Raw genomic sequence first — 16,101 nt, 5'->3', positions numbered from 1 at the left:
GGGTCCTCTGTGGTGGGTCAGGAGAAGCAGCGGATCGGGCCGCCGTTGTAGGCGAGCATGTCCGTCAGCGCGTCGACCAGGTCGATTTCCGCGCCCCAGCCCGCTCCGTCGAGTTCGGCGTAGGCACGGTGCAGGTTGCCGGCGAGCCGTTCCTGTTCGCTCAGCTCGGCGAACCGGCCGAGGTCGGTGTCCTTCGCCTGCTCCAGCGGGGACCGGCCGGCCGCCTTTCCGCTTTCCGCGGCCCGCTGGACGAACTCCAGGTAGGCGTCCACGGTGTCCACCACCGAAAGGTCGCAGGCCGGACCGTGGCCGGGCAGGATCAGGACCGGGTCGAGTTCCCTGATCACGTCGAGCGCGGCACGCCAGCCGGCCACCGAGCCCATCAGCGCGAACGGGCTGCCGCCGTTGAACAGCAGGTCGCCGGCGTAGAGCACGCGCTGCTCGGGCAGCCAGGCGAGCACGTCGTTCGTGGTGTGCGCGGCGTGGCCGGGGTGGATCAGGTCGATCCGCGTCCGCCCGGCGTAGACGGTGAGCCATTCGTCGAAGACGACCTCGGGCACACGCAGCTCGAGGTCGCCCCAGTCGTTGCCGACGAGCACGCCGTCGTACCGCTGGATTCCGTCGGCCAGCATCGCCGCGCGCGTCTTGCGGTGGCCGACCACCGTGGCGCCGGTGACGAGGTAGTTGCCGTTGGTGTGGTCGGAGTGGTGGTGCGTGTTGACCAGCGTGCTGACCGGCCCGCTGGTGTCCTCGACGGCGGTGAGCAGCGCCCGGGTGCGCCGTTCGGTGGCGCAGGTGTCGATCAGGACGGAGTGCCCGCCCGCGTCGACGAACCCGCAGTTGTTGATGAACCAGGAGCCGTCCGGCTGCACGTAGCCGAAGACGTCCTCGGCCAGCCGCTCGACGCGGGCCGCGCCGGGGGAGCGATCGATCACGGGGCCACTATGCCCGACCCGGCGGCCTCCGGCCGGATCGACGACCTACCGGGCCACCGGCATTGCCCGGAAGTACCGGACCACCCGTCCGTGGTGGTCCGCCCGGTGCCCCGTCCGGCGCAGCGGCCGTGTCCGGTAAGCCGGAAGTTGGCTGCTCCGGGCGGGTGAAGAACCGGGTGACTGGCGTTCTCGGGCATTTCCTGGGACGCTGCGCGATGTCATCATCGAACCCCGTTGGGTGAAGTACTAACCTGGGTGATTCGAACGTTCGCGTGCCGGTGGACGACCACCGGCAGTAGTGGTCCGGGAGAGCTAGGGGAGATGGCGAGCACCGTCACCTCACGCCGCAAGCAGCTCGGGAACGAGCTGCGGCACGCCCGTACCGCCGCGAGGATGACACAGCAGCAGGTCGCCGAGGTCCTCGGCTGCACCCAGGGCAAGGTCAACAAGATCGAGTCCGGTGCGGTGGGAGTCAAGCTCGGAGATGTGCGGACCATGCTGAACGCGTTCGGGATCAACGGGGAAGAAGCCGACACGCTGATGAACCTCGCCCGGGCCGCGGCCGGGCAGCGGGGGCACTGGTCGGGGTACCGGTCGGTGGTGCCGCACTGGTTCCGCACGTTCACCGACCTCGAACCGGCGGCCGCGGAGATCATGACGTGGCACGGCGAGCGCATCCCGGGACCACTGCAGTCCGAGCACTACATGCTCAAGCAGTTCACCGAGGCGGGCGCCACCGACGTCACGTCGCTGGTGCGCAACCGGCTCGACCGCAAGGCCGTGTTCGACCAGCAGCAGCCGCCGTACTACCGGTTCATCATCAGCGAGGGCGCGCTGCGCCGGGCGCCGGGCGGGTACGCGCCGGCGGTGATGCTGGACCAGGTCGAGCACCTGCTGGCGCTGGACCGGCATCCCCGGGTGTACGTGCACGTGCTGCCGTTCGGCGCGAAGCTGGCCGCGGTGCCCAACGACTTCACCATCATGCGGTTCCCCGACCGCACCCGCGACTTCGTCTACATCGAGCATTCCGCGGGCGGGCTGTACCTCGACGACGTCAAGGACTTCAACATCTTCGTCGACTCATGGGACCGGCTGCGCGGCGCGGCGCTGGAGCGCGGCGAGACGCGGCAGTTCCTCAAGGAGCTGGCCGAAAGCTACCGCGCCCAGATGCAGTGACGAGCGCTTCCAGCAGTGGCGCGGTCTCCTCGGCGCCGGGCTGCGCGTTGATCTCCTCGCGGACGCGCTGAGCGGCTTCGCGCCAGACCGGATCGGTCAGCAGGTCCTCGGCGGCCTCGTGGATTTCCTCCGGTGTCGCGGTTTCCGGGTCGAGCACGCGGGCAGTGCCGAGTTCGACGCCCCGGCTCGCGTTGCCCGGCTGGTCGGCGCCCATCGGGAGCAGCAGTGACGGCAGCCCGTGCGTGAGCGTGCCGAGCACACCGCCGGAACCGCCGTGGGAAACCACGAGATCCGTGTGCGGCAGGAGATCGGCCTGCCGCACGAACCGTTCCACGCGGACGTTCGCCGGCTGCGGCCCGAACTGGGCGGGATCCAGCTGGGTGCCGACGGTCGCGGTCACGTCGGCGGCCAGCCGGCCAAGCCCGGCTAGCGCACGCTCGATGAGGTCGCCGGATTCCAGGTTGAAGTTCGTGCCGAGGGTGAAGTAGACGCCGGGCCGCTGCGCCCGCGGCCGGGGCGGAATCGGTTCCGCGGCCCGGAAGGTGAAGGCGGTGCCCGGCGCGCGATAGGTGGGCGGGAAAGGCGAAAGCACGAGGCCCGGATCCGGTTCAGGGTCGTCCGGCAAACCGTGCCCGGCTCGTGCCTCGCGCAGTGGTTCGGTGATGCTTTCCTTGCGTAGCAGCGTTTCCGACGCAAGCACGAGCACCGTCGCACACGGCAGGCCCAGCTTTTCAGCGACGAGCGCGGCGGCGAAGTCGACCTCGTCACGGACCACGACGTCGGGGCGCCACTTTCGGCACAGGTCCAGCAGAACGGGAACGCGTTCCGGGACGGCCCGGCGGATGAACAGTTCCCGGATCTCCCAGTCGTCGCGTGCGGGATCGACCGGTGGCATCGGCAGGCGGACCGCGGCCGGCTCGGCGGCCGCACCGGTCGGGAACACCCGGAAGCCCGCCTGCTCGACGGCTTGGACAGCACGTCCCGCGACTGCCACCTGGTGTCCGCGAGCGGCGAGAGCACGCGCGACGGGCACCATCGGGTCGAAGTGCCCACGGCCGCCGACGAAGGAGAAGAGGAAGCGCATTCGGAGCAACGTAGTACGTCCTCCGCGGTGCGGCGCCGTGGTTTTCCGGTCGCTCGGAGTCGTCCGGAGGGGGCGGGCGCGACGCGACGGCGGTGATGGGCACACTGGTAGCCGCACGAGCGGCCGGAAGGGACAGCTGATGACGCACGCACCGGACCCGGATGCCCCCGAGGGCGTCGACCTCGAACGCCCGAACGCGGCGCGGATCTACGACTGGTTCCTCGGCGGCACCGCCAACTGGGCCATCGACCGCCAGTTCGGTGAGCAGGCGGTCCAGACCTTTCCGATGATCAAGACCATCGCGAAGGCCGGCCGCGAGTTCCTCGGCCGGGGCGTGCGGTATATGACCGAACAAGGCATCGACCAGTTCCTCGACATCGGTTCCGGTGTGCCGACAGTGGGCAACGTGCACCAGATCGCCACCACGGTGAACCCGAATGCCCGTTGTGTCTATGTCGACAACGAACCGGTCGCGGTCGCGCACTCGCAGATCCTGCTGGAACGCGAGGGCGTCGCCGACCGGCACGCGGTGCTGCAGGGCGATCTGCGCAATCCGAGCGACATCTGGAACCGGGCGCTGGAAACCGGCGCACTGGACCCGAAGCGCCCGATCGGGCTGATCATGGTCGGGGTGCTGTACTTCATCGGCCGGGACGAGCCGGCCGCGGAGATCGTGCAGAAGTACCTGTCGCTGCTGCCGTCCGGCTCGTACTTCCTGTCCTCCCACCTCACCATCGACGGCGTGGAAACCCCCGACGGCGAGCTGCGCGAGCGGATCCACGAGCAGTACAAGCGATCGAGCACCCCGTTCCACTACCGCACGCGCGCCGAGTTCGGCGAGTTCTTCACCGGCCTGGAGCTGGTGGACCCCGGCATCGTCTGGGTCCCGGACTGGCACCCGGAGGCGGGCGACTCCCGCAACGGCGACCGGATGGCGGGCAACCCGTCGTTCAGCGGCGGAATCTGCGGCCTCGGCCGGAAACCCTGACCCGAGCCGCCGGCCACCCCTCGTCTCGGACCGACCCTCGCGGAACCCGAAAAGCGCCCCCGGTGCATCCGGGGGCGCTGGTGGTCCTCAGGTGCCGGACTAGCCCAGGCCGTGCAGCAGCTGGACGCTGGTCTCCAGCGGCCGGGCTGCCCGCACCAGGTCGGGCTGGCGTGGTGCCGGGACGTCGAAATCGGTGTCCAGTGGCTGCGTGGTGCGCAACGGGGCTTGGATCAGGCTGAAACCGAAGCGGTCGCGCAATTGGTGATTGATCCCACGCCGGCCACGGGTGTGTTCGTCCTCACGCCGGAAGAACGTGGTGAGCCGGACAGCCATGGGAGCACACCCCCAGTTCGGAGAGCGGGGATCGGGGCCGGTCGGCTCCGATCGGATCGGGAGTACGCGCCCGGCCTGTTCCGCCGAGCGGTACGGCACCTCCCGCGGGACTTCCTTCCCGCGGTGACGGTGTCCGCGGCACCCGGATCCACGACCTGGGCAAAGCCGCGCCTCCGCCGCGGCCCGCCGGCCGCACCCGAAGGTGCCCGGTGCGGGTTTCGCGTCTTCGCACTGCCCTGCCCGAGGTCGCCCGTGATCCACTCACCCGGACCGGCTGCCCGGGTCGGTACCGTCCGAGGATGGTCTGAATGTCGTAAGCCATTCACCCACCGTCGGCGCCCCGATCGCTGCGATTAATCCTACTACTGGAATAATCTTCGTGTCGAGATCGGGTCGAGTTGATCACCCGCTTGGCCCTGCGGTGTGGTCCGTAGTGACGCAAAGAAGCCGGGAACGTGCGCCTCGCCGCACGTCCTGCTGAAGGCTCGGAGGTGTGCGACCCATGGCGGATTATCCGTCCTCCCCGGATTACGACCCGAACACGGCGGAGTCGCTGTTCGAGGGCGCAGCCTGGGAGAAGTCGTTCGCCAGCGAGCCCAACGGCGGCAACTGCGTCGAGGTCAACCTGGCCCGTGCCGGCCTGGTGGGCGTGCGCGACACGAAGCTCGGCGCGAGCCCGGTCCTGGTGTTCGACCGCGGCGAGTGGACGGCGTTCCTGGCCGCGGTGAAAGCCGGCCAGTTCGACCTGCCCCCGAGTTCCGGAGGCGACTGATCCACCCGTCCATCGTCCCCTTGGTGAGGGATTGACGAAGTAACGCCTGATCGGGTGGTGCGTACCGCAGGCGGTCGCACTGGGTGAACAGCCGCCGGATGCGTTGCCACGGCCTCAGGGCAGGAAGCGGTACGCCCGGGGATGGGCGCGCAGCCACACGTTCAGTTTCCCGACCCAGCGCATGTGCGCGGTACGCAACGGCGGCGGGACGAGCGTGCCGAGCAGCCGGACCATCCGGCGCGTCCGGGCGAACCGCCGTTCGTCCGCGGCAGTCCACTCCAAGCCCAGCCGGGTACGGAGCTCGGCAGGCACTGTCGCCCGGATCAGGAACATCTGCGCACGGGCGTGCGCCTTCCGGATCGGCCGCCACCACGCGTCCGGTAGCCGTGGGGAAGGTTTTCCCACGGTGGCGATGGTGTCGAACAAGGTGCGGATGGTCTCGTTGGGTCCGAACGACGAGATCGTCTCCCGGTAGTACTGCTCGAATTCCGGCCAGCTCGCCGGTAGGTCACGCTCGCGGACGCCGAGCAGGCGGCCGACGTCGCACATCTGCGCGTAGTACTCGTCCAGCTCCGACGGGGACAGCGGACGGCCGAAGAACCGTTGTGCATCAACCGGAGCCATGACGAGCGTGGCGTGCACCCAGGCGTAAGCGCCGGGGTTCAGCGCGCTGTAACGACGGCCGTCGGCGAAGCCGGTGAACGTGCGGTGCAGCTCTCGCAAGCGGTCCGCCTCGAACCGCGCGCCCTCCGCCCCGCCGTACACGTAGATCGACAGCGACGCGCCGGTCCGCATCAGCCGGGTCCACGGGTCTTCGGTGTAGCCCGAGTGATCGCGCACCCCGGCCGCGACGACGGGGTGCGCGACCTGCAGCACCAGCACCTGCCCGGCGAGCAGCAGATCGCGGAAGTCGCCGAAGTAACGCCAGGCCGCGGTGCCGCGGACGACCGGGGGTGCCACGTCAGTCCCGGTGCAGCAGCATCATCAGCGGTTCGGCGGCCGGCACGTCCGCGCCGGTGGCCAGCCGGCGCAGCTGCAGCCCGGCGATCAACGCGACCACCGGAGCGGCCAGCCGCGCGGGATCCGGCAGGCCGAGCGCACCCAGGATCGTCGTCGCCAGCTCGTCGTAGGCGGCGAAACACCTTCGCGACGCCTCGCGCAGCCCCGGATCCCGTGCGGCCTGCAGGTACAGCTCGTGCGGCGCCAGCTCGTCGGTGCCGAACGGCAGCTGCTCGATCACCTGCTCCACCACGGTCGCGGCCTGCTCCAGGCTGAGGTCGTCGGCCCGGTACCCGTCGACGATCGTGGCCAGCTTGGCCGTTTCCTCCTCGGCGAACAGAAGCATGGCTTCCCGCAGCAACTCGGTCTGGCTGGGGAAGTGGTAGGTGAGCGTGCCGAGCGAGACACCGGCGGCGGCCACGATCCGCCGGTTGGTGAGTCCGCCGACGCCCTGCTCGCCGACCACCCGCAGGGTCGCGCGCAGGATCGCGTCGCGCGTGTTCACCACGCCCGCGCGGGCTGGCGTTCCGGCCACCGCTGTACCTCTTCCAGTTGCGCGGCAACGGAAATCAGCCGCTCCTCGGCGTGTGACGGGCCGAGCAGCTGGACCCCGAGCGGCAACCCGTCCGCGGTCTGCCCGGCCGGCACGTTCACGCCCGGCCAGCCCAGCACGTTCCAGGGCCAAGCGTAGGGGCAGGCCGCGATCATCGTCTGGTCGGTCTGCCAGCCGGAAAGCCCGTCGAAGCTGCCCACCGCGGGTGGTGGAGTCGCGGTGGTCGGCGTCAGCAGCACGTCGACGTCGCCGAACACCGCGCCGATACGGCGGCGCAGCACCGGTTCCAGCGCCCGCGCGAGTTTCAGTGCCGGCCCGGCGAGCAGGCCGCCGTGGTGGGCGTTGGCCCGGGTGCGCGGGTCGAGCGCGGCCCGCTCGGGCACCCGCCGCGTCCAGTCGCGCACGCCGGTGAGCGAGCGGGGGAGAAAGGTCAGGCCGATCAGTCCGTAGCCCGGCTCGACCGGCACGATCTCGTGACCCAGCCCGGCGAGGTGTTCGGCAGTGCTGCGCAACGCCGACTCGACCACCGGATCGAGCTGGGTTTTCGTTGCGGTGAAGGGAATTCGTGTGGACAGGCCGATGCGCAACCGGCCGGGTTCCCTCCTGGCGGCGGACCGGAACGCGGTGCCGGTGCCCGCGGTGACGTCCAGCAGCGTGGCCGCGTCGGCCACCGTGCGGGCCAGCGGGCCGAGCACGGTGAGGCCGTGGAACAGTTCGCCGCCGGTCGGGATCCGCCCACGTTGCGTCTTGATGCCGACCAGCCCGGTCCACGCCGCGGGAATGCGCACCGAACCGGCGCCGTCCGAGCCGAGCGCGGCGGCCACGATCCCGGCCGCGACCGCGGCGGCCGAACCGCCCGACGAACCACCCGGCGTGTACGCCGGCTGCCACGGATTCCGCGTCGCGCCGAACGCCGGACCCTCGGTGTAGGGCCACTGGCCCAGCTCCGGCGTGTTGGTCTTGCCGATCAGCACGGCGCCGGCCTGCTTCAGCCGTGCGACCGCCGGCGCGTCGGTCGTCGCGGCCGGGAACTCTCCCGGGCAGCCGAACGCGGTGGGCAGGCCGGCGAGGTCGATGTCGTCCTTGATCGCGACCGGGATGCCCAGCAACGGCGCCCGGTCGCCACGGTCGCGGCGCCGGTCGGCCTCGGCCGCCTCGGCGAGTGCCTCCTCGTCGCGCAACCGGCGGAACGCGTTCAGCACCGGCTGGCTGGCGTGTGCCCGGGCGAGCGCGGTCTCGGTGAGCCGTACGGCCGTGACCGCGCCCGCGTCGAGCGCGGCGGCCTGCTCGGCGAAGGTGGCGAAGTCCGTCGTTGCGGAAGTCATCGGCAGCTCCCGTTCTCCCGTTCGTTCGAACGAACGTATCACGGTGCCGCTCCGCCGGTTACCGTGTGCTCACCACGCCAGCCGTTGCCCGGAGGATCGATGACGTTCGAGTTCGACCGCTTTCCCGCTCTCGACTCCTTCCCCCGGGCCGGGCTCGGGCACGGGCCGACCCCGCTCGTCCCGGCGCCACGGCTGGGCGAAGCGCTCGGCCTGCCGCACCTGATGCTCAAGCGCGACGACGTGCACCCGCTCGGTGCCGGCGGCAACAAACTGCGCAAACTCGACTTCCACCTGGGAGCCGCGCTCGCCTCCGGAGCCGACACGGTGATCACCTTCGGCGCCCTCCAGACCAATCACGGCCGGCAGACGGCCGCGGCCTGTGCCCGGCTGGGGTTGCGGTGCGAACTGGTGCTCACCGCGAGGGTGCCGCGTTCCGGCGCGGCCTACGAGGAGTCCGGCAACATCCCGCTCGACCTGCTCTTCGGCGCCCGCGTCCACACCTGCGCCGACGAGAGCGAGACCGCATCGACGTACGAAGCGCTTGTCGAGGAGGCAGCCGCGGAAGGGCGCAAAGTCGTCACGATCCCGGTCGGTGGGTCCGACCCACTCGGCGTTCTCGGCTACGTCTCGGCCACCCACGAACTCGCTGTGCAGCTGTCCCACCTGGGTGTGGAGCGCGCGCGGATCGTCGGCCCGCACGCCAGCGGCGCGACCGCGGCGGGTCTCGCGCTCGGCTCGGCCGTGCTCGGCTCGCTCGACGTGGACATCGCCTGCGTGAGCCATCCGCTCGACGAGGCCGAGGAGAACCTTGCCGAACTGGTCACCGGGGCGGCGCAGCTGCTGGGCATCGACCCACCCACGCTGGAGCACGTGTGGATGAACGACAGCACGATCGGCGAGGGCTACGGGATTCCGGCGGCCGAGACGTGGGGTGCGCTGCGGTTGTTCGGCCGGACCGAAGGTGTGGTGCTGGATCCGGTCTACACCGGCAAGGTCGCCGCGGCACTCGTGGAATGGGCCGCGGAGGGCCGGTTCTCGCCCGAGGAGACCGTGGTGTTCGTGCACACCGGCGGTCTCCCCGGGCTGTACGGCTACGCGCCCGAGTTCACAGCCGCGATGCGGGAGTGACGGCGAGCTCGGCCCGTGCCGATTCGGTACGCACCGCGACCCGGACCAGCACCAGCAGCAGCGCGACGTCGGTGAGGAGCGTGAGCCGCTGGGTGAGCCCGACCGGCAGCACCTGGGTGAGCAGGTGGAACGGGGCGATCCCCGCCTCGTCCAGCCGGACGAACAGGAAGCTCAGGCCGAACGACGCCACGGCCGTGAGCCCGTACCGCAGCCAGCGCACCACGAACGCGCGTTCCGCCGTGCCACGCAACGGATCCAGCATGGCGATCGCAGCTCCCGGCAGGCTCATGAATGCGATCAGGCACGAGTACAGGTGGATCTCGCCGCTCACCGGGTCGGGACTTTCCGGGTAGCTGGCCGGAAACACCGCGGCGGTGGCCAGGCCGAGTGCCCACAGCGTGAGCAGCAGTTTCGTCGTGCGGGTCGTCGGCACGCCGGCCGCGGCCAGCGCGCCGAGCACCGCGATCGAGCCGACCGAGAGGGAGAGCACGCTGGCGCCGAGCATCCCCTCGCCGTGGTCGGTGATCGTGTAACTGGACAGCGTGTCGTAGAGCGGATCGTGTGAGCTGACGACGTGCAGCACGGTGATCGTGAACAGGGACCAGGCGATCGCCGCGAACGCGGCCAGCCGCCAGGCCCGTACCCCCAGCAAGTTCCCCATGGGTCCATCGTTGCCGGTCCGCGCTCCGGCGTGATCAGGGAAAACCCTGAACTGGACCCCTATTCGAACTCGGCGAGCACGAGCACCTGGTCGTCGTGCCGTTTCGCGCGGGGCCAGCGCACGCAACCGGCGTCCTGGACCTCTGCCTCGCGCACCGCGTCCAGCACGGCGTCGGGACCGGCGTTCCGGGCGCGGCGCAGCACTTCCGGCCAGTCGAAGAGCCGGTACTCGTCCACGCCGATCGAGACGCCGTCGGTGGCGATCAGCACCGCGTCGACGTCCGCGCGCGGCCACACCCGGCGCACCGCCTTGTACGCGGCCGCGGGTTCGGCTTCGGCGACCCAGAACCCGCCCTCGGCATTGCGGCGGCGACGGACGTCGGCACCGGTCTGCAGCAGGCCGTCGTCGCGGAGCGACAGCAACCGGTCGTCGGAAACGGCATCGGTACCGAACCGGCCGAACCCGACGACCGGGCTGTCGGCCAGTACCAGAGCCTCCACTTCGGACTCGTCCCAGCGCAGCATCGACACCGTGCTCGACGGGGAACGACCGGGCACCAGCCGGTGCTCCCGCGCGACCGAGCTGATCGCGTCCGCCAGCGCGACGCCGAGATCCTCCCGCGGCCGGGCACGCAGCTCGTCGGCGAGCTGCCGTACGAGCAGCCCCGCGTACCAGCCACCGGAGGGCAACTCGGGACTCGGCGAGGTCGCGCCGTCCAGCACGAGCACGGCGCGCTCGAGCACCACGACGTAGTCCTCGCTCGGCCGCGGCCGGCCATCCGCACCGACCCCGGCCCGCTCGGCGATCGAGATCTCGGCCATTCGCCGACTCTAACCCGCTGTGGCGCGCGAAAGCGGACCATCGATGTCAATTGAGGTTGACACGGCGAGTGTGTCAACCTAGATTGACACTCATGACAGAAGCGACGGACCTGGCCGCCCGCGCCGGTGACCGTGATCCGCGAGTCGGGTTGCGGGCGGTGGCGGCGCTGCGGCGGCTGCTGGAGCAGTTGGAGGACGTGCAGGTGCGCAGTGCGCGGATGCACGGCTGGTCTTGGCAGGAGATCGCGGCCGAGCTGGGAGTCAGCCGGCAGGCCGTGCACAAGAAGCACGGGAGGCACTGATGTTCGAACGATTCACCCGGGACGCGCGGATGGCCGTGGTGGAGGCGCAGGAGGCAGCTCAGGAGGCCGGTGCCCGCGAGATCTCCGCGCAGGCGGTGTTCGCCGGTCTCGTCCGGGTGCGCGACGGCAGCGCACTGCGGTTGCTGGTGGAACTGGGCGTGTCCAAGGAGGACGTCGACGCCGAGCTCCACCGGGTCGCCCGCCGCGGCGGGATCAGCGACTCGGACGCCGAAGCGCTCACCGAGCTGGGGATCGACGTGGACCAGATCGTCCAGTGCGTCGAGCAGGCCCACGGCCCGGGCGCGCTCGCCGGCCCCCGGCGGCGCTCACGGCGCAGTCACCTGCGCTTCACCGACGACGCGAAGCGGGCGTTGGAATCGAGTGTGCTCGAGGCCGTGGAGCTCGGCGGCAAGGATCTGGGACAGGAACACCTGCTGCTCGCGTTGGTCCGGCAGCGTGGACCGGTCGCGGATTTCCTGGCCACCCGTGGGGTCGACTACGCCGCGCTGCGCCGCGCCATCACGCAGGCGGGCTAATGCTGTTGCTGTTCCTGCGCCCCGGCCCGCCAAGTGACCAGCGGCAGCAGCACCTGGGTGAGCGGGCCGATGGTGAGCGCGTAGAGCACGGTGCCGAGGCCGGCGGTGCCGCCGAGCAGCCAGCCCACGGCGAGCACGGTGACCTCGATCCCGGTGCGCACCAGCCGGACCGACCAGCCGGTGCGCGCCGTGAGCCCGGTCATCAGGCCGTCACGGGGACCCGGGCCGAGCCGGGTGCCGACGTAGACCGCGGTCGCCACCGCGTTCAGCACGACGCCGCCGACCAGCAGCACGATCTGCCACGCGAGCACGTGCTGGTCCGGCAGGACGGCGCGGATCGCGTCGACGGTCACCGCGATCACCACGACGTTCGCGACGGTGCCGATGCCGGGCCGTTGCCGTAGCGGAATCCACAGCAGCAGCACGAACACCGACGCGATCGCGGTGACCGTGCCGAAGCTCAGGCCGGTGATCTTGGTCAGGCCCTCGTGCAGTACGTCCCACGGGTCCAGTCCCAGGTGTGCGCGGGTGAGCATGGCCATGCTGGCGCCGTAGAGCGCGAGGCCGCCGAACAGTTGCGCGCCTCGGCGCACCGGGGCCCGGCGAAGGGGAAGCGGACTCAGATCGATGACTGCCACTTCTCCACTATTGGTCATCATTGGCCTGGTAAACCATGGCCAATACTGGATAATTGGCCTGATGGACTCGCAGATGCCTCTCGGCGGCCGGATTTCAGGCGCGAGATTGGCCACCTTGCTGGGGGAGTGGCGGCGTCGCGGTTCCCGCCACGGTGCCGCCGACCTCGCCGCCGCGGTCGAGCTGCACGTGCTCGACGGTCAGCTTCCGATCGGCACGAGGCTGCCCGCGGAGCGGGAGCTGGGCGACGCGCTCGGCGTCAGCCGCACGCTGATCGGCGCCGCGCTGGATCGGTTGCGCGACAGCGGTCTCGTCGCCAGCCGTCGCGGTGCCGGGTCCTGGGTGGCCGGAGCCGGACACCGGGAAGCGGAGCCGCCCGCTCGCACCGACCTGCTCGATCTGGCCCGGGCGGCGCCACCCGCGCTGCCCGAGCTGATGGCCGCCGTCGACGCCGCACGGCGCGCGCTGGTCGAGTACGCCGGCGGCAACGGCTACTTCACCGGCGGCCTGCCGCGGCTGCGGGAACGGATCGCCGAGCGCTACGCGGCGCGGGGCCTGCCGACCACGCCGGACCAGATCATGGTGACGTCCGGGGCGTACTCCGCGTTCGTGCTGTGCCTGCGCATGTTGACCGGGCCGGGGGACCGGGTGCTGCTCGAGCAGCCGACGTATCCGAACGCGATCGACGCCGTGCGGGCCTCGCACGCGCTGCCCGTGCCGGTGGCCCTCGACCCGCTCCGCGGCTGGGATCCGGCCGGGATCGAGGCCGCGCTCCGCCAGGCCGCGCCGCGGTTCGGCTACCTCGTCGTGGATTTCCAGAACCCGACCGGACTGCGCCTGGACGCGGCGGGCCGGGAGCGGCTCGGCGGGCTGCTGGCCCGGTCGCGCACCCCGGTGGTGGTCGACGAGTCGCTGGTGGAACTCGACTACGAGGGCGATCCGGTGGAGGGGCCACCACCGTTGGCCGCGTTCGGCGGGGACACGGTGCTCAGCGTCGGATCCGCGGCCAAATCGCAGTGGGGTGGCCTGCGGCTGGGCTGGATCCGCGCGTCGAGTGATCTGCTGGACCGATTGCTGTCCCCGCGGTTCGCCGTCGACCTCGGGGCGCCGGTGTTCGACCAGCTGGTGCTGGCCGAGCTGCTGGAACCGGACGGGTACGCCGCGCTCGCCCGGCGGCGGGTCCAGCTGCGCGAACAGCGGGACACACTCATGACAGCCCTGCGCACCCACTGTCCTGAGTGGACGTTCGAGGTGCCGGCCGGCGGACTGTCGCTGTGGTGCCGGCTGCCCGAGCCGATGAGTACCCGGCTGGCGGTGTCGGCGGCGAACCACGGCGTTCAGCTGGCGCCCGGTTCACGCTTCGGTGTGCACGGCGGCCTGGAGCGGTGGCTCCGGCTGCCGTTCGGACTGCCGCGGGAGCAGCTGCCGGAGGCAGTGCGGCGGGTCGCCGCGGCCGCGGCTTCGGTGCGGGGCTGCGCCGACGTGCCCGCGGTGCACGTGCCGGTGACGTAGAACAGCCGGTGCACCGGAGGAGCCCTGCCACTCCAGGGAGGGTGGCGGTCTCGCGTCCGGCGCACCGGCTGTTCGTCCGCTCTCGGTGGAGCGGACGCCGCGGCGGGTTCCCGGCACAGCCCCTCGAAGTGCCGGGAATCGCCGACGGCTCAGGCGAGCTTCGGTTGGCGCAGGTTCCCGCTCGGCGCGGTGAGCGGAAACCTCCGGAGCACGCCTGCGTGGGGTCCCGGCACCGCGGGGGCAGCGCGGTGCCGGGACCGGGACCCGAACCGGCCGGGCGCGGTCGGCCGGTCGGGAAGCACAGTGGTCACAGACATGGATCAGCCCCTGGGAGGTTCGTGCTGGGGGCGAGCCGGACGCGTCGAGGCCGCGAAGTTGATCTTGGTTTGGGCGTGGCTCTCCCCGGAGGACCGGTCTGTGCGGTCAGTCCGGGGAGGTGGTGGGCAGGGCGGCGTCCCTGCCGGCGCCCGCGACCTCGTGGTCGCGGCTGACGCCGATGAGCTTCAGCTGGGTGACGGTGTCGCCGTCCGCCGCGACGGCGAACGGAAGCCGGGCCCCACCGGACCCGTCGTGGCCCGGGCTGGAAGCCGCGGCCGGCGCACTGGGCGCGCTCGGCGTCGCGGGCAACCCGCCGCCGCTGCCACTGCCCCCACCGGCGACATGGGCGCGATCGGTCCCGGAATGCTTCTCCGGGACGGCCTGGTCCGTGCCGCCGGCCTCGGCGGTCTTCGAGGTTTTCCGGATCGGCACCACTGTGACCGTCTTGACGGCTTTGGCCGCCTGCTTCTGCGCAGGAGCCGAGCCGGTGTGCGGCACGCTCGCGGGCTGGGTGACCGGCAGCGGCGCGGTCACCACGACGCTCCCGCTGCCCGACCCACCGTCGAGCACCGGCCCGACGACGTCCCCGATGGGCAGCAACGGCGCCGTCACCCCGTCCGCACCGGTTCTGATCCCGGTCACGCCGTCGACGGTGGTGAACGTGCTGGTGAACAGGTCGTCGAGGGTCGCGTCGAGGTTGGCGCTGAGGGTTCCGCCGAGCACGCTGTCCAGCAAGCCCTGCCGCCGCTCGGCCGCGGTTTCACCGCCCGCCGCCGTGAGCCCGGCGATGGAGTGGTCAGCGATCGCGGCACCAGCAGTGGACTGCCCCGCGGACGGCGAGGTGCCGGCACCGGATCCGTCGTTCACGGGGGAAGTGGAGGGTGGCCCACCTGTCGTCGTGGGCGCGATGCCGGACGGGTTGCCGATTGCGGTCGGGTCGGTTGTCGTTTCGCTGCTGGAGCTGCTGGACGGATTGCCGGAGGCGCCGGACGGGTTGCCGATTGCGGTCGAATAGGTTGGCGTTTCGCTGCCGGTGCTGCCGGTGCTGCCGGTGCTGCCGGTGCTGCCGGTGCTGCCGGTGCTGCCGGTGCTGCCGTGCCCGCTCGCCGTCGCCGCGCTGGTCGGCTTGCTGCCTGCTGTGGTGTGCACCGTGGTCGTGCCGGATGACGTGGTGTGCCCACGTATCGCGTTCGGCCCGGCTTTCCCCGCGTCAGCGCTGTGGGCGCTGTGGGCAGAGCTGTCCCCCGAAGCTCTGTGCCCGGCACCTCGATGCCCGGCCGCGGAACGGTGTGCGGGGGAGTGCTCCGCCTTGTCGCCATCGGACGGAGAAGACCAGGTCAGCGTCCCCGACGTATCGGGTATCGCGTGTTTGTTCCCCTGTTCGCCGGCCTGGTGCGCGGCGGCCGCGGGGTGGTCGTCCGATCCGGACGGGCGCTCGTCCGCCGAGGCGTTCGGCTGGGACAGCGCCGCGCCGAGCAGCCAGCCGGCCACCGCGAGCCCGCCGGCCAGCGCGATCCGCGCGGCCGGGCGAGCGATCGGCGCGGCCCATGGCCGGGGCCGGCGTCCGTGCATCGGGGCGGGTTCGGTGTCGGTGCCTCGGGGCCGGGAGCCGGCGATCGTCCCGAGTGGACCGCCGGGCAGGGCGAGAGGTGCGACGTCGTGCATGGCTGCCATGCCGCTCACGCCACCACCACCGTCCGCGCCTGAAGCTCATGCGCCCCACCGCACGAGTCTGATCTTGCTGGGGTTCTCTTCCGGCCAGGTCGCAGGTCCCCCGGGGCTGCCCTCTTTCTAGCACCGGTGGCGAGTGTTTCATCTCTCCCGCGCACGATCCACCCCGTTAGGCGGAACGTCGCCACCGCACCCTCGCTCCGGACGGCCGATGTTGATCACTGAGCGTGGTCCCGACGGCTCGGTCTACGGCCATCCGGGGCCCGATTCGCGGCCGTCATCCGGTCGTTGACCTGATGTTTGCGGGCTGAACCACTCTGGGTACGACGCCGCCGCGGGTCCGTCGCCGGG

17 protein-coding genes are annotated in these 16,101 nt (G+C 71.4%); 7 read left to right on the top strand and 10 right to left on the bottom strand.

The features are described 5' to 3' along the window. Nucleotides 1-17: 17 nt before the first annotated feature. Nucleotides 18-935, bottom strand: a complete 918-nt coding sequence (locus BJY18_RS20560) for an MBL fold metallo-hydrolase (protein WP_184781509.1) — start codon at nucleotides 933-935, stop codon at nucleotides 18-20. A 321-nt stretch (nucleotides 936-1,256) separates the two neighbouring features. Here BJY18_RS20560 and BJY18_RS20555 point away from each other — a divergent pair, with 321 nt between their 5' ends. Further along, the gene (locus BJY18_RS20555; RefSeq protein ID WP_184781508.1) at nucleotides 1,257-2,111 is read left to right on the top strand and encodes a helix-turn-helix domain-containing protein; all 855 of its coding nucleotides are present in this window, start codon (nucleotides 1,257-1,259) and stop codon (nucleotides 2,109-2,111) included. Here the strand turns inward: BJY18_RS20555 and BJY18_RS20550 are convergent. Beyond that, a complete protein-coding gene (locus tag BJY18_RS20550) occupies nucleotides 2,071-3,195 on the bottom strand; it encodes a glycosyltransferase (RefSeq protein ID WP_184781507.1) in 1,125 nt (374 codons plus the stop codon). The genes BJY18_RS20555 and BJY18_RS20550 overlap by 41 nt on opposite strands. 139 nt (nucleotides 3,196-3,334) lie before the next feature. Between BJY18_RS20550 and BJY18_RS20545 the strand changes: the two genes are divergently transcribed. Beyond that, complete coding sequence (locus BJY18_RS20545) at nucleotides 3,335-4,183, top strand: SAM-dependent methyltransferase (protein WP_184781506.1); 849 nt, start codon at nucleotides 3,335-3,337, stop codon at nucleotides 4,181-4,183. A 99-nt stretch (nucleotides 4,184-4,282) separates the two neighbouring features. On the opposite strand, the gene BJY18_RS20540 is transcribed toward BJY18_RS20545, so the two are convergent. Next, nucleotides 4,283-4,516 (bottom strand): hypothetical protein, encoded by a 234-nt coding sequence (locus BJY18_RS20540; RefSeq protein ID WP_184781505.1) that lies wholly within the window; start codon nucleotides 4,514-4,516, stop codon nucleotides 4,283-4,285. A gap of 502 nt (nucleotides 4,517-5,018) precedes the next feature. On the opposite strand from BJY18_RS20540, the gene BJY18_RS20535 reads away from it, so the two are divergent. Beyond that, nucleotides 5,019-5,288, top strand: a complete 270-nt coding sequence (locus BJY18_RS20535) for a DUF397 domain-containing protein (protein ID WP_184781504.1) — start codon at nucleotides 5,019-5,021, stop codon at nucleotides 5,286-5,288. A gap of 114 nt (nucleotides 5,289-5,402) precedes the next feature. Here BJY18_RS20535 and BJY18_RS20530 read toward each other — a convergent pair whose 3' ends face one another. The 3 genes from BJY18_RS20530 to BJY18_RS20520 are packed head-to-tail and all read right to left on the bottom strand — an operon-like array spanning nucleotide 5,403 to nucleotide 8,165. Next, nucleotides 5,403-6,248 carry an oxygenase MpaB family protein gene (locus BJY18_RS20530; protein WP_184781503.1) on the bottom strand — a complete coding sequence of 282 codons (846 nt, stop codon included), beginning with the start codon at nucleotides 6,246-6,248 and terminating at the stop codon, nucleotides 5,403-5,405. Nucleotide 6,249: 1 nt separating this feature from the next. Further along, on the bottom strand, nucleotides 6,250-6,822 hold the full coding sequence (locus BJY18_RS20525) for a TetR/AcrR family transcriptional regulator (protein ID WP_184781502.1): 573 nt from the start codon (nucleotides 6,820-6,822) through the stop codon (nucleotides 6,250-6,252). Then, nucleotides 6,789-8,165, bottom strand: a complete 1,377-nt coding sequence (locus tag BJY18_RS20520) for an amidase (RefSeq protein ID WP_184781501.1) — start codon at nucleotides 8,163-8,165, stop codon at nucleotides 6,789-6,791. The genes BJY18_RS20525 and BJY18_RS20520 overlap by 34 nt, the downstream gene beginning before the upstream one ends. Before the next feature lie 99 nt (nucleotides 8,166-8,264). Between BJY18_RS20520 and BJY18_RS20515 the strand changes: the two genes are divergently transcribed. After that, nucleotides 8,265-9,293 carry a D-cysteine desulfhydrase family protein gene (locus BJY18_RS20515; RefSeq protein WP_184781500.1) on the top strand — a complete coding sequence of 343 codons (1,029 nt, stop codon included), beginning with the start codon at nucleotides 8,265-8,267 and terminating at the stop codon, nucleotides 9,291-9,293. Here the strand turns inward: BJY18_RS20515 and BJY18_RS20510 are convergent. Together BJY18_RS20510 and BJY18_RS20505 are read right to left on the bottom strand one after the other, a co-directional pair. Then, nucleotides 9,271-9,954 carry a DUF998 domain-containing protein gene (locus BJY18_RS20510; protein WP_184781499.1) on the bottom strand — a complete coding sequence of 228 codons (684 nt, stop codon included), beginning with the start codon at nucleotides 9,952-9,954 and terminating at the stop codon, nucleotides 9,271-9,273. The two genes, BJY18_RS20515 and BJY18_RS20510, sit on opposite strands and share 23 nt — an antisense overlap. Nucleotides 9,955-10,013: 59 nt before the next feature. Continuing rightward, on the bottom strand, nucleotides 10,014-10,775 hold the full coding sequence (locus BJY18_RS20505) for a protein phosphatase 2C domain-containing protein (protein WP_184781498.1): 762 nt from the start codon (nucleotides 10,773-10,775) through the stop codon (nucleotides 10,014-10,016). 92 nt (nucleotides 10,776-10,867) lie between these two features. On the opposite strand from BJY18_RS20505, the gene BJY18_RS20500 reads away from it, so the two are divergent. Beyond that, entirely contained in the window at nucleotides 10,868-11,077 is a 210-nt protein-coding gene (locus tag BJY18_RS20500; RefSeq protein ID WP_184781497.1) for an RNA polymerase sigma factor sigma-70 region 4 domain-containing protein, read from the top strand. Then, nucleotides 11,077-11,613 carry a Clp protease N-terminal domain-containing protein gene (locus BJY18_RS20495; protein WP_184781496.1) on the top strand — a complete coding sequence of 179 codons (537 nt, stop codon included), beginning with the start codon at nucleotides 11,077-11,079 and terminating at the stop codon, nucleotides 11,611-11,613. Before BJY18_RS20500 ends, BJY18_RS20495 begins: the two co-directional genes overlap by 1 nt. Here the strand turns inward: BJY18_RS20495 and yczE are convergent. After that, nucleotides 11,610-12,251 (bottom strand): membrane protein YczE, encoded by a 642-nt coding sequence (gene yczE / locus BJY18_RS20490; RefSeq protein WP_312873905.1) that lies wholly within the window; start codon nucleotides 12,249-12,251, stop codon nucleotides 11,610-11,612. The genes BJY18_RS20495 and yczE overlap by 4 nt on opposite strands. Nucleotides 12,252-12,312: 61 nt before the next feature. Here yczE and yczR point away from each other — a divergent pair, with 61 nt between their 5' ends. Continuing rightward, nucleotides 12,313-13,761 (top strand): MocR-like transcription factor YczR, encoded by a 1,449-nt coding sequence (gene yczR / locus BJY18_RS20485; protein WP_184781494.1) that lies wholly within the window; start codon nucleotides 12,313-12,315, stop codon nucleotides 13,759-13,761. Nucleotides 13,762-14,184: 423 nt separating this feature from the next. On the opposite strand, the gene BJY18_RS20480 is transcribed toward yczR, so the two are convergent. After that, on the bottom strand, nucleotides 14,185-15,753 hold the full coding sequence (locus tag BJY18_RS20480) for a hypothetical protein (RefSeq protein WP_446680363.1): 1,569 nt from the start codon (nucleotides 15,751-15,753) through the stop codon (nucleotides 14,185-14,187). Nucleotides 15,754-16,101: the final 348 nt, after the last annotated feature.

This window comes from Amycolatopsis jiangsuensis (assembly GCF_014204865.1).
Lineage (GTDB): Bacteria > Actinomycetota > Actinomycetes > Mycobacteriales > Pseudonocardiaceae > Amycolatopsis > Amycolatopsis jiangsuensis.
Note: the sequence above shows the minus strand (reverse complement) of the source record. Positions and strands in the feature narration are given on the sequence as shown.

Excerpts from the sequence above, each read along its gene's own strand:
- BJY18_RS20540 (WP_184781505.1), bottom strand. The coding sequence starts at position 4,516 with ATGGCTGTCCGGCTCACCACGTTCTTCCGGCGTGAGGACGAACACACC.
- BJY18_RS20545 (WP_184781506.1), top strand. The coding sequence starts at position 3,335 with ATGACGCACGCACCGGACCCGGATGCCCCCGAGGGCGTCGACCTCGAA.
- BJY18_RS20510 (WP_184781499.1), bottom strand. The coding sequence starts at position 9,954 with ATGGGGAACTTGCTGGGGGTACGGGCCTGGCGGCTGGCCGCGTTCGCG.
- BJY18_RS20480 (WP_446680363.1), bottom strand. The coding sequence starts at position 15,753 with ATGGCAGCCATGCACGACGTCGCACCTCTCGCCCTGCCCGGCGGTCCA.
- BJY18_RS20535 (WP_184781504.1), top strand. The coding sequence starts at position 5,019 with ATGGCGGATTATCCGTCCTCCCCGGATTACGACCCGAACACGGCGGAG.
- BJY18_RS20500 (WP_184781497.1), top strand. The coding sequence starts at position 10,868 with ATGACAGAAGCGACGGACCTGGCCGCCCGCGCCGGTGACCGTGATCCG.
- BJY18_RS20505 (WP_184781498.1), bottom strand. The coding sequence starts at position 10,775 with ATGGCCGAGATCTCGATCGCCGAGCGGGCCGGGGTCGGTGCGGATGGC.
- BJY18_RS20520 (WP_184781501.1), bottom strand. The coding sequence starts at position 8,165 with ATGACTTCCGCAACGACGGACTTCGCCACCTTCGCCGAGCAGGCCGCC.
- BJY18_RS20550 (WP_184781507.1), bottom strand. The coding sequence starts at position 3,195 with ATGCGCTTCCTCTTCTCCTTCGTCGGCGGCCGTGGGCACTTCGACCCG.
- BJY18_RS20555 (WP_184781508.1), top strand. The coding sequence starts at position 1,257 with ATGGCGAGCACCGTCACCTCACGCCGCAAGCAGCTCGGGAACGAGCTG.
- BJY18_RS20515 (WP_184781500.1), top strand. The coding sequence starts at position 8,265 with ATGACGTTCGAGTTCGACCGCTTTCCCGCTCTCGACTCCTTCCCCCGG.
- yczR (WP_184781494.1), top strand. The coding sequence starts at position 12,313 with ATGGACTCGCAGATGCCTCTCGGCGGCCGGATTTCAGGCGCGAGATTG.
- BJY18_RS20495 (WP_184781496.1), top strand. The coding sequence starts at position 11,077 with ATGTTCGAACGATTCACCCGGGACGCGCGGATGGCCGTGGTGGAGGCG.